11 protein-coding genes are annotated in these 12,318 nt (G+C 54.1%); 3 read left to right on the top strand and 8 right to left on the bottom strand.

From position 1 onward, the window contains the following. Positions 1-76: 76 nt before the first annotated feature. The 6 genes from nrfG to nrfA are packed head-to-tail and all read right to left on the bottom strand — an operon-like array spanning position 77 to position 6,584. A complete protein-coding gene (gene nrfG / locus NNO02_RS07965; protein ID WP_271449286.1) occupies positions 77-697 on the bottom strand; it encodes a heme lyase NrfEFG subunit NrfG in 621 nt (206 codons plus the stop codon). Next, positions 694-2,907, bottom strand: coding sequence for a heme lyase NrfEFG subunit NrfF (gene nrfF, locus NNO02_RS07960; protein ID WP_271454538.1), 2,214 nt, complete (start codon positions 2,905-2,907; stop codon positions 694-696). Before nrfF ends, nrfG begins: the two co-directional genes overlap by 4 nt. 8 nt (positions 2,908-2,915) lie before the next feature. Further along, positions 2,916-3,872 (bottom strand): cytochrome c nitrite reductase subunit NrfD, encoded by a 957-nt coding sequence (gene nrfD, locus NNO02_RS07955; protein ID WP_202037162.1) that lies wholly within the window; start codon positions 3,870-3,872, stop codon positions 2,916-2,918. After that, positions 3,869-4,540 carry a cytochrome c nitrite reductase Fe-S protein gene (gene nrfC, locus NNO02_RS07950; RefSeq protein WP_271454537.1) on the bottom strand — a complete coding sequence of 224 codons (672 nt, stop codon included), beginning with the start codon at positions 4,538-4,540 and terminating at the stop codon, positions 3,869-3,871. The genes nrfD and nrfC overlap by 4 nt, the downstream gene beginning before the upstream one ends. Further along, complete coding sequence (nrfB, locus tag NNO02_RS07945) at positions 4,537-5,103, bottom strand: cytochrome c nitrite reductase pentaheme subunit (RefSeq protein WP_137381164.1); 567 nt, start codon at positions 5,101-5,103, stop codon at positions 4,537-4,539. Before nrfB ends, nrfC begins: the two co-directional genes overlap by 4 nt. Positions 5,104-5,147: 44 nt before the next feature. Then, positions 5,148-6,584 (bottom strand): ammonia-forming nitrite reductase cytochrome c552 subunit, encoded by a 1,437-nt coding sequence (gene nrfA, locus NNO02_RS07940; RefSeq protein ID WP_137381165.1) that lies wholly within the window; start codon positions 6,582-6,584, stop codon positions 5,148-5,150. A gap of 432 nt (positions 6,585-7,016) precedes the next feature. Here nrfA and acs point away from each other — a divergent pair, with 432 nt between their 5' ends. The 3 genes from acs to actP all read left to right on the top strand — a co-directional run bounded on the left by acs (position 7,017) and on the right by actP (position 11,179). Beyond that, a complete protein-coding gene (acs, locus tag NNO02_RS07935; RefSeq protein WP_271454536.1) occupies positions 7,017-8,975 on the top strand; it encodes an acetate--CoA ligase in 1,959 nt (652 codons plus the stop codon). A 243-nt stretch (positions 8,976-9,218) separates the two neighbouring features. Continuing rightward, positions 9,219-9,533, top strand: coding sequence for a DUF485 domain-containing protein (locus NNO02_RS07930; RefSeq protein WP_003031750.1), 315 nt, complete (start codon positions 9,219-9,221; stop codon positions 9,531-9,533). Continuing rightward, entirely contained in the window at positions 9,530-11,179 is a 1,650-nt protein-coding gene (gene actP / locus NNO02_RS07925) for a cation/acetate symporter ActP (RefSeq protein WP_271449288.1), read from the top strand. The genes NNO02_RS07930 and actP overlap by 4 nt, the downstream gene beginning before the upstream one ends. A gap of 45 nt (positions 11,180-11,224) precedes the next feature. On the opposite strand, the gene NNO02_RS07920 is transcribed toward actP, so the two are convergent. Then, positions 11,225-11,914: an LrgB family protein gene (locus NNO02_RS07920; protein WP_137381170.1), complete on the bottom strand. Its 690-nt coding sequence runs from the start codon at positions 11,912-11,914 to the stop codon at positions 11,225-11,227. Further along, complete coding sequence (locus tag NNO02_RS07915) at positions 11,907-12,317, bottom strand: CidA/LrgA family protein (RefSeq protein WP_271440966.1); 411 nt, start codon at positions 12,315-12,317, stop codon at positions 11,907-11,909. The genes NNO02_RS07920 and NNO02_RS07915 overlap by 8 nt, the downstream gene beginning before the upstream one ends. Between the last annotated feature and the right edge of the window lies 1 nt (position 12,318).

Below are 12,318 nucleotides of genomic sequence, written 5' to 3'. Positions count from 1 at the left end.
GAGTTTTTTTTGTCCACTTGTTCAACTGCCTGTTTTTTAAACAGGCAAAATGATACAAATCACAAAAAAAACAAATTTATTTTTGCCGATTCTGCAACAACTTCGCCATATTAATGGAGTCGATCAACTGCGCACGATTCACCCTAGGCGAGTTTAAATCCATTACTTTTTGCCACATTGAAATCGCCTGTGCGTAATCAGCCTGCATAAACGCATCAGAAGCCAACAGCATCAGCGCGGTGACTTCATTGCCGTCCAGCGCCAGGGATTTATCTATCATTTCGCGCGTTTGCGGTGTCATATGCTGTCCGGCCTGGTAATACAATACCGTCGCCAACGCCGAATAGATTTCGGCGTTTTCACCCCGAAAACGCAGCGCCTGCTCATAGGCCAGCAGTGCATTGTGATACGCATTTTGCCAAAGATAATATTCCCCCAGTTGCGCCCATAACACACCGTCCTGTGGCGTGGCACGAATCTGCGACTGCAAAGAAAGCAGCTGTTTTTCCTGAATATTTTCATCAGAGAACGCGTGCAATGGGTCGGCCAGTCGTGCTTGCTCCTGACGGACAGCCTGCCATTTTGGCGTTAACAGATAACCTCCGATGCAGGCAATAACCATCATCACAACCGCGGTAACCAGCCGTTTTACCGGCATCGGACGAAACGGTGCCACGGCGCGTTCGGAGTGACTCATCGCTCGTCCTCCTCAGTACGCTGGCGCGATCTCACCCGCCAAATCACCGCGCCCATCAGCAGCAATAACACGCACGGTAGCGCCCATAGCAGCAGTGTTTGCTCATTCAGAGGGGGGTTATAACGAACGAAATCACCATAACGCGCGGTCATCCAGGCAGTGATCTCTGCTTCGTTTTTGCCCTCTTCAACCATGCTGTAAACCTGATGACGCATACTGACCGCCACTGGCGCATTGGATTCCAGTAAGTTTTGGTTTTGGCACTGCGGACACCGCAGTTGGCTGGCAATAAACAGCGCCTTTTCCTGCTGTTGCGGGTTTGCAAAGCGCCAGGTATCCACAACCTGAGCATGCGTGATGAAAGGTAGAAAAATCAGTAAGAGCATAAGTAACATCGTTTTGCCGGATGGCGGCGTGAACGCCTTATCCGGCCTACCAGGCTTTTCACTCGTAGGCCTGATAAGCGCAGCGCCATCAGGCAATAACTCATGGCGTTTCCTTCCCCGCCAGCCGCTCAGCAGCGCACCAAATACCATCAGCAGTCCTCCCCCCCAAATCCAGCGCACGCCGCTTTGCACGTATAAGCGCATGGCATAACGATCCTGCCCTGTTTTTTCGCCCATTACCGCATACCAGTCATGCAGCAGATTCCAGCGGATACCCGGCTCCATCATTTGCTGGCGACGCGCGGCATAGAAGCGCCGTTCGGGTTGAAGACTGCCGATACGTTTCTCATCCTGCCACAGCGTAATCAGCGCTTTTTCACTGGTGTAATTTCCTTTTGCTTCCAGACTGAGGCGCTCAAAACGGAAGAGATAACCTGCCAGCTCAACCTGCTGGCCCGGACTCAGATTCAGGCTAATCTCCTGACGACTGCCGCTGGAAAAGACGATCCCCGCCGCGAAAACCAGTACCCCACTGTGCGCTAACAGGGCCGGAAGCTGGCTTCGTAGCGATCCTTTCCAGCTTCTGATGGTTGCGATAACGATGACCGCCAGCATCAATAACCCAAACGGCAACGTGGCGCGGTTAAAGTACGGCGCGCCAACCGAGAGTCGCCCCCAGCCAAACAGACCGTAAATCATGGGATAGAGCGTGCCGATCAGCACAATCAGTAGCACCGCACAAAAAAGCAGTAACGCGACCAGAATTAACATCTCGCGCGACCAACCGCCGAAACGCGCCGTCTGGCGACCATCCTGTGCCCGCCAGGCGTACAGCCCGAGCGACGCCAGGCTTAAGACGGAAAATAGTGCAAACAGCGGCGCGGCGCGGACATTATCCAGCGCGAAAGCATGAACAGACACCAGGATGCCGGAACGCACAATCAGCGTCCCGAGCAGCGATAGAATCAGTGTGACGATGGCCAGCAGCAGCGACCAGTGACGGAAGAGCCCGCGCTGGCGTGAGACATACAAACTATGCAGCAATGCGCTGGCAGAAAGCCAGGGTAATAAAGAGGCGTTTTCCACCGGGTCCCAGAACCACCAGCCGCCCCAACCCAGCTCGCAGTACGCCCACCAGGAGCCGAGGATGATGCCCAGCGTCAACGCACACCAGCCGGGTAAAGCCCAGCGCCAGCAGACCCATGCAGTTTCTGCGCTAAAGCCGCCACGCAGCAGCGAAGCCAGCGCAACCCCAGCCGCAACCATCAATCCACCGTAACCCAGATAGAGCAAGGGCGGGTGGAGGATGAGCCCAAGATGCTGCAACATCGGATTAAGATCGCGTCCTTCAATGGCTGGTGGGAAGATGCGCACGAACGGATCGGACCACACCACGACAAACAGCAGCAGTAAGGCCAACATCATTGACAGGACGCAGAGCGTCAGCGGAAAAAGCGCGTCGGTATCACGCCGATAGCGAAGAGCGAACAGCGCGCTCCAGCCGGAAAGAAACAGCACCCACAGCAGCAGCGATCCTTCATGACCGCCCCACACCGCCGCCAGTTTTAGTCCCCACGGCAGCAGGCTATAGCTATGCTGAGCAACATAGACAACCGAGAAGTCGCTGGTCATAAAACAGAAGACCAGAATGGCAAAAGCGATCAGCTGTAGCGTAAATTGCGTCCACGTCCCCACGCAGGCCAACTGCATCACACCCTGCCAGCGCCGGCGGAGCCCCACCAGCGCGACAAGCGGGGTCAACACGTTGACCCCGAAACTTAACAACAGAGCCAGAAAACCGGCTTCAGGAAGGAAGACGTCCAGATATCACCTTACGCAACGGTTAGCTGTCCTGCATACAAAATAAAGAAACGCAGCAGTAAAACACCAGTCAGGCTGGCACCACATACCGCCAGTACGCCATGAAACGTTGAGCTACGATTCGCCCACGGTTTCAACAGCATCGGGAGGATCAGTCCAAGCCCTGCCACACCCAGCCAGAACCACCAGGTCCAGAACCCACCGCCCAAGGCAGCAGCCAGCGCGCGCATTTTGCCGTCATCACCCAGCGCCAGCCCGACAAAGAAAGCCGCCAGCAGGAAGATTTCCAGCCACACCACCGGCGTTTCCATACGGTGGACAAAGTGCGCTTCAGTGCTGTGTGGGTTACTACGATGGCGTAATGCCATGGCGATTAACGCCACTGCAGCACCGGAGGAGATCCCAGAAAACAGGAACAGTACCGGCAGGATCGGGTTATTCAGGAACGGGTAGGATTTCAACGCCGACAGCAAGAACCCGGTGTACGCCCCGAGCAGTACCGCCAGCACCAGCATCACCGTTTCAAGCATCCGGTGGAACGGTGCGATCAACGCCAGCAGTTTCGGCACAATGCTCAGGCGTGGAATGAAGCGCTGTTGTAAGGCAATCACCTCTTTTTCAAAGATTTTTGCCAACCACAGCACCAGCACCACCATGTACAACTGAAACAGCATGACCCCCATCGACATCACTGACGTGAAGCTGTAGTGGAACATCAGCTTCCAGAAAGTCCATGGACGCGTCAGGTGGAATACCAGGATCAGCAGTCCAAGAATAATGGCTCCCGGTCCCAGTACCAGCGTGGTGCGCAGCAACGTGCTGTCAGCACCGCCCGCTTCCGGGTGCAGCCGTCGTAACAATACCGACAGTGTCACCAGCCCGGCAGATATGCCTATCAGAAACAAATAGATGGCAATGGGCCAGTCCCACACCAGTGATTCAAAATGAAATGCAGAAGCGGGTGTCATTGGCTCACCTCCCCATATTTAAAGGGAACGCGGTAGACCTTCGGTTTCGTGCCCAGCGCCAGCTTGTAACGGTAGGTATTTTTCTGGTGCAACAACCGCGAGATTTCGCTGTTGGGGTCGTCCAGATTACCAAACGTCAGCGCTTTCGTCGGACATGACTCCACGCAGGCGGGCTGCTTGCCCGCTTTCAGGTTGGTTTTGCGGCAAAAATCGCATTTATCCGCCGTCTTGCTGACCGGATGAATAAAGCGCACGCGATAAGGACAGGCGGCGATGCAATACTGGCAACCGACGCACAGATCCGGGTTCACATCCACAATGCCGCTGGCGGCATCGCGGTACGATGCCCCCGTCGGGCAGACGTCAACGCAGGGCGCGTGATCGCAGTGCTGGCACGAGTGACGGAAGAATCGATACTTCACATCGGGAAACGTCCCCAGCGGTTCACTGCGAATGATCGTCAGACGCGAGACGCCTTCCGGTACGCTGTTAACTTCCCGACAGGCATCCATGCACGCGGTACAGCCGATGCATAATGACTCATCATGTACCATGCCGTAACGCACGCCATTAATGTTTAACGTCTTCGCTACGACGCGTCCCGCCGTCCCGCTAACAGCCACTAGCGCGCTGACGCCGGTGATAAACTGGCGACGAGAGCAACTCATGGATGCTCCTTAAGCAAGGGAATAGACGCCGGGTTAAAGTTTGGATTGTTACGCTGATCGCTGTGGCAATCGACGCAAATCTTGATCCGTCCTTTATCGCTTAGCGTCTGCATCGTGTCTTGCTTCGGATGCAGTGAGTGACAGCTGGCGCACGCTACTTTCGTCACGTGAACATCGTGCGGCCAGAACGCTTTTTGCAACTGCTCAGGCAGGTGACAGGACATACAGACGCTGTTCTGCTGCTCCACGTTGTACATCGGCTCGTTAAAGCGCATCACATCCTTCACCCCTTCACGGTGGTTTGGCGATGGCTGGCCGTGACAGTTGGTGCAGGTAACCGGCAGTTTATTATTTGGGTTGATGACTTCTGCATGTTTACCATGCATGCCTTCGGTATCCGGCTTGTGACAATCGAGGCACGCCGCATCCGGATTACGCTGTTGGGTGACCGTCCAGCGTTGATCTGACTCCTGCGGGGTTGGCGTGGCGGTTATCCCGCTCAGGCTCCAGAACAGACCTGACGCCAGCACCCCAGCAGTTAATAACGAACGTAATACGCTCATATTCACTCCGTTGAGTTATCCGCCCCTTGCGAGGCGGAATGGGGTTATTGGCTTAACAGACCGTTTTTACGCGCCTGATCTTCCCATTGCGGAATCACCGTTTTAATGAAGTCCTGCTTCTCAGCGTTGATTTGCTGCATGTTCAGACCAATCGCCTGCTGGGCTTTCTCTTTGGTAGAGATATCCGGCAGAGGGATTTCATGCGTGATGCCTTTGGTCGCCAGCAGACGGACCAGTTTGGTACGCGCATCAGCGGCTTTATCCATCGCGCTACCCAGCATCCGCAGACCTTCTTCCGGTGCGTGCATATGGATACCGTGAGAAGCAATCGACAGATCCCAGCGCCATTGTGCGTGGCGAATGTCTTCCAGAATCGGCTTCATTTCCGCTTCCGTCGCACCCGCATCCCACGCAGCCTTCGCTTCGAAGTGCGCATGTACCAGTTGATCTTCAACTTTGATTTTCAGGTCATGAATCGCTTGCTTACGCTCAGCAACCACTTTTTGCAGAGACGCTTTGTCCTGGGTGTGGCAGTTGGCGCAAGTCTGTGGGAAGTTGTCGAACGGGTTACCAATCTTATGGTCGGTGTAGATTTTACCTTCTGCGTTCTGCACTTTCGGCATGTGACAATCGATACAGGTCACGTTGTTCTTACCGTGAATGCCCGCACTCCAGGTTTCATACTCCGGGTGCTGCGCTTTCAGCATTGGGGTTTTAGACAGAGAGTTGGTCCAGTCAGAGAAAGCTATGTTGTCGTAGTATTTCTCCATGTTCTCGACTTTCATACCGTCATCCCATGGGAACTTAACGGCTTTGTTCTTACCGTCGAAGTAGTACTCCACGTGGCACTGACCGCAGACCATGGATTGCTGATCAAAGCGGCTGGCTTTTTCAAACGGTTTGCCAATGGTTTCCATCGCTCGCTCGGCATAAGGACGCGACAGCGTCAGTTCCGGTTTCCCTTTCGCAAAATCTGCTGATGCCGTGTTATGGCAGTCAGCGCAGCCGAGGTTGTTAACAATTTCCGGGCCGCCACGCGCCCATTTACCGTGGAAGTACCCATCTTCACCGTCTTTCTGGATCAGACGTGCCACATCCGGGCTTTTACAGCTCCAGCAGGCCATCGGCAACGGACCATCTTCAGCCGTTTTTGGCGCACCGGTACGTAACGTTTCACGCACATCGGTAACCGCATACGCGTGTCCACGCGGTTTGTTGTAATCGCGGGAGAAAGGATATCCCGCCCACAGGATCACCAGACGAGGGTCTTCTGCCAGCGCATCTTCACGGGCTGACTGTTCAGACGTGGCTTTCCAGGAGAGGTATTGATCGGGATGCTGAGGGGCGAAGGTTTCATTCTTCGCTTCAACGGTGACGGTCTTTGCGGGTACAGAGGTTTGCTCAGCGTGAACGGCAGTAATAAATAAAAACGGTAATATCAGGCTGAAGAAACGGCGTACGCGTGATTTTGTCCTTGCCATAGGGGTCTCATCCAGATGTCGCCATTATCTGCAATGGCGGTTCTTTTATTGTTTTCCATAACAGCAACCACACAATACTGTCATGACATTGCTCCGCCCTATTTGTAACAAGAAACCACACAAGAAATGTTGTTTTTAATCAATTGTAAGTGTATGTAAAATACCACTTTAGAGTTATTCACCCCCTCTAACCCCCTACTCTTTTGTCTATACCCGACACAGATCACCTTTTCAAAACTCTCTATATAACCGCATGTTATCGCGATGTTTAATCAATTTTTGCTAGTTCTCTTCAAAATTCAGTTTGCCGCTAATTTGCACAATTCGGTTATTGCGTGATCTGTCGCCCAAATACTAAACAAAACTTGCAAAGCCCCTACATTTAACGTTTGTGCGACATATTATTAACATCCTACAAGGAGAACAAAAGCCATGAGCCAAATACACAAACACGCTATTCCCGCAAATATTGCGGACCGTTGCCTGATCAACCCGGAGCAGTACGAAGCGAAATACCAACAGTCCATTACCGATCCCGACACATTTTGGGGCGAGCAGGGAAAAATTCTTGATTGGATCACACCGTACAGCCAGGTAAAGAACACCTCTTTTGCCCCTGGCAACGTATCCATTAAATGGTACGAAGACGGCACGCTGAATCTGGCAGCAAACTGCCTTGATCGCCACCTACAGGAAAACGGCGATCGCACCGCCATTATCTGGGAAGGCGATGATGCTACCCAGAGTAAAAATATTACCTATCGCGAACTGCATCGCGATGTCTGCCGTTTTGCTAATACCCTTCTGGATTTGGGGATTAAAAAAGGCGATGTCGTGGCTATTTATATGCCAATGGTCCCGGAAGCCGCGGTTGCCATGCTGGCCTGCGCCCGTATTGGCGCGGTACATTCGGTCATCTTTGGCGGTTTCTCTCCAGAAGCCGTTGCCGGACGTATTATCGATTCCAATTCACGTCTGGTGATCACCGCCGATGAAGGCGTACGTGCCGGGCGCGGTATCCCGCTGAAAAAGAACGTTGATGATGCGCTGAAAAACCCGAATGTGAAGACGGTTGAGCATGTCATTGTCCTCAAACGTACCGGCGGAAAAACGGACTGGAAGGAAGGCCGCGATCTGTGGTGGTCCGATCTTATCGAGAAAGCCAGCCCTGAACATCAGCCGGCAGAGATGAACGCGGAAGATCCGCTGTTTATCCTGTATACCTCTGGTTCAACCGGTAAGCCAAAAGGCGTGCTGCACACCACGGGTGGATATCTGGTTTACGCGGCAACGACCTTTAAGTATGTGTTTGATTACCATCAGGACGATATCTACTGGTGTACCGCTGATGTGGGTTGGGTTACCGGCCACAGCTACCTGCTGTACGGCCCACTGGCCTGCGGTGCCACCACGCTGATGTTTGAAGGCGTACCTAACTGGCCGACCCCGGCGCGTATGTCACAGGTCGTGGACAAGCACCAGGTCACCATCCTCTATACTGCACCAACGGCTATCCGCGCCCTGATGGCAGAAGGTGATAAGGCGATAGAAGGCACTAACCGTTCATCACTGCGCATTTTAGGTTCCGTTGGCGAGCCGATTAACCCGGAAGCATGGGAGTGGTACTGGAAGAAGATCGGTAACGAAAAATGCCCGGTCGTCGATACCTGGTGGCAGACCGAAACCGGGGGGTTCATGATCACCCCACTGCCGGGTGCAACCGAGCTGAAAGCCGGCTCGGCAACGCGTCCATTCTTTGGCGTACAACCGGCCATCGTTGATAACGAGGGCAATCCGCAGGAAGGGGCGACCGAAGGCAACCTGGTGATCACCGACTCCTGGCCGGGTCAGGCGAGAACACTGTTTGGCGATCACGAACGCTTTGAGCAAACCTACTTCTCTACCTTCAAGAATATGTACTTCAGCGGCGACGGCGCACGCCGTGATGAAGATGGTTATTACTGGATAACCGGACGCGTGGATGACGTGCTGAACGTCTCGGGTCACCGCCTGGGTACAGCAGAAATCGAGTCGGCGCTGGTGTCGCATCCAAAGATTGCCGAGGCCGCCGTGGTCGGCATTCCACATAGTATTAAAGGCCAGGCCATTTACGCCTACGTCACGCTGAATCACGGCGAAGAGCCGTCACCTGAGTTGTACGCCGAGGTTCGCAACTGGGTACGAAAAGAAATTGGCCCGCTGGCAACGCCAGACGTGCTGCACTGGACCGACTCACTGCCGAAAACCCGCTCCGGCAAAATCATGCGCCGCATTCTGCGTAAAATCGCGGCGGGCGATACCAGCAATCTGGGCGATACCTCAACCCTTGCCGATCCTGGCGTGGTAGAGAAACTGCTCGAAGAGAAGCAGGCCATCGCGATGCCATCATAACAAAGTCCTGAAAATGCCGGATGGCGACGCGAAAGCGTCTTATCCGGCCTACAAATCTGACCCTACCCTCTCTTCACCGGGGGGGAAATATAAAAAAACCTCCCCCAAAGGATTTCGTGTTACAGGAAGGCGGCAAGCGAGCACATCCCCAGGAGCATAGTTCACTATGTGACTGGGGTGGGCGAGTGCGGCCAACGAACCTGTAGCGCGAAAGACGCAGGGGGACCTCTGGAGAGCTCTGTGATGAATGACCAAATTTATCAGCGGATAGAAGACAGTGCGCGTTTCAGGGAGTTAGTTGAAAAACGGCAACGGTTTGCCACTATTCTGTCCATCATCATGCTGGCAGTTTATATCAGCTTTATTTTACTGATTGCTTTTGCACCTGGCTGGCTGGGCACCCCACTGCATGCGGGAACCAGCGTTACCCGAGGTATCCCTATTGGCGTCGGCGTGATCCTTATTTCCTTTATCCTGACCGGGATCTACATCTGGCGGGCAAACGGTGAATTCGACCGTCTTAACAACGCGGTTCTGCACGAGGTTAAAGCATCATGAAGAGAGTCCTGACGGCGCTTGCCGCCACGCTGCCCTTCGCTGCGAACGCGGCGGATGCTATTAGCGGTGCAGTCCAACGCCAGCCAACGAACTGGCAGGCGATTATCATGTTCCTGATTTTCGTCATCTTTACGCTCTGTATTACCTACTGGGCGTCTAAACGTGTGCGTTCGCGTAATGACTATTACACCGCAGGCGGCAACATTACCGGCTTCCAGAACGGGTTAGCAATTGCAGGCGACTATATGTCGGCGGCCTCGTTCCTCGGGATTTCCGCACTGGTCTTTACCTCAGGATATGACGGGCTGATTTACTCGCTCGGCTTCCTCGTCGGCTGGCCGATCATTCTGTTCCTGATTGCTGAACGTCTGCGTAACCTCGGTCGCTACACCTTTGCCGACGTGGCCTCTTATCGCCTGAAGCAAGGTCCCATCCGTATTCTGTCAGCATGTGGATCGCTGGTGGTGGTCGCGCTGTATCTGATCGCGCAGATGGTTGGCGCAGGCAAGCTGATTGAACTGCTGTTTGGTCTGAACTATCACATTGCCGTGGTGCTGGTTGGCGTACTGATGATGATGTACGTGCTGTTCGGCGGCATGTTGGCGACCACCTGGGTGCAAATCATCAAAGCGGTACTGCTGCTGTTCGGTGCCAGCTTTATGGCTTTCATGGTCATGAAACATGTCGGCTTCAGCTTCAACAATCTGTTCACTGAAGCAATGGCGGTACACCCGAAAGGCTCCGCAATCATGAGTCCAGGCGGGTTGGTTAAAGATCCGATATCCGCGCTGTCGTTAGGCCTCGGTCTGATGTTCGGTACGGCAGGCTTGCCGCATATTCTGATGCGCTTCTTCACGGTCAGCGATGCCCGCGAAGCGCGTAAGAGTGTGTTCTATGCGACCGGTTTTATGGGTTATTTCTACATCCTGACCTTTATCATCGGCTTTGGTGCCATCATGCTGGTCGGTGCAAATCCGGCGTATAAAGATGCTGCAGGCGCGCTGATCGGTGGTAACAACATGGCGGCAGTGCATCTGGCTAACGCGGTGGGCGGTAACCTGTTCCTCGGCTTTATCTCCGCCGTAGCATTTGCCACTATCCTGGCGGTGGTTGCAGGTCTGACGCTCGCGGGCGCATCGGCGGTGTCGCACGATCTGTACGCTAACGTGTTCCGCAAAGGCGCGACCGAACGTGAAGAACTGCGCGTCTCGAAAATTACCGTACTGGTATTGGGTGTCATTGCCATCGTGCTCGGCGTGCTGTTCGAAAATCAGAATATCGCCTTCATGGTAGGTCTGGCATTTGCCATCGCGGCAAGCTGTAACTTCCCCATCATTCTGCTCTCCATGTACTGGTCAAGACTGACCACGCGTGGTGCCATGATGGGCGGCTGGTTAGGTCTGCTGACTGCCGTTGTGCTGATGGTACTTGGTCCAACAATTTGGGTACAAATCCTCGGTCACGAAAAAGCCATTTTCCCGTATGAATATCCGGCGCTGTTCTCGATAAGCGTTGCATTCCTCGGGATCTGGTTCTTCTCTGCCACGGATAACTCAGAAGAAGGTAACCGTGAGCGTGAGCAGTTCCGTGCGCAGTTCATCCGTTCCCAAACCGGGTACGGCGTGGAGCAAGGTCGCGCGCATTAATCTCACTTATCCTCCGGCTTTCGGGCCGGAGGATATCACCGAATCTCAGAACATCACCCTCGCAACCAGCGGTGCAACCAGCACCATCACCACACCGGACAGCATCATCACCAGACTTGCCACTACGCCTTCCTGTTGACCAAGCTCATAAGAGCGAGCCGTACCTGCACCGTGCGATGCTGCGCCAAACCCTGCCCCTTTGGCCATACCTTCGCGGATAGAGAGTCGTAAAAACAACACATCGCCGACCGCCATACCGAATACACCGGTCACCACCACAAACAACGCCACCAGATCTGGCTGCCCACCCAAGGGTTCTGCCGCTGCCAGCGCAAAAGGCGTAGTGACGGAACGTACCGCCAGGCTACGTTGGATCTCATCAGGCAGCATAAACAGACGCGCCAGCCACACGGAACTGGTGACAGCCACCAGCGTCGCCGTGATTACCCCCGCCGTCAACGACATCCAGTGACGCTTAATCACCGCGAGGTTATCGTAAACCGGAACAGCGAAGGCTATGGTCGCGGGACCTAATAGCCACAGCAGCCAGTGTGATTCGCCAATATAGTTTTGCCAGGAGATATGGCCGAAGACCAGCATCAGCACCAGTAACGCTGGCGTGAGAACCAGCGGCATCAGCGGCAATTTGCGAAAACGGCGATACAGACGCTTGTTGGCAAAATAGATACCCAGCGTAATCACCAGACACAGCACGCTTAGCTGGAAGTTACTCACGGTTTAACCTGCTCATTTCATAGCGGTACACTTTATCCACAACCCACGCGGTTGCGCCGAGAACCATCAGCGTGCTTATCGCAATGACAGCAAAAATACGCCAGCCATCGACCAACAGCAGCTGCGTATAGTTGACGACGGCAACCACCGCTGGAACAAAAAATAGTAGCATTTCAGCCAGTAACCAGCGGGCACCGGCGCGTATCCAACTCAGCGGGATGATCCGACAGACAATCAGCGCCAACATCAGCACCATCCCCACCAGATTGGCGGGAAGCGGTAAATGCAGCCAGGAGACAAGATATTGAGCAAATACAAATAAACCTGCGTACAACAGCACCTGGACAGGTATCTGAAGTCGGTGAATGACAGCAGGCGTCACGCGGCTTATCGCCACAGCCATG

It is taken from the genome of Citrobacter sp. Awk 2 (assembly GCF_028069815.1).
Lineage (GTDB): Bacteria > Pseudomonadota > Gammaproteobacteria > Enterobacterales > Enterobacteriaceae > Citrobacter.
This window is presented reverse-complemented; position numbering and strand designations above follow the sequence as displayed.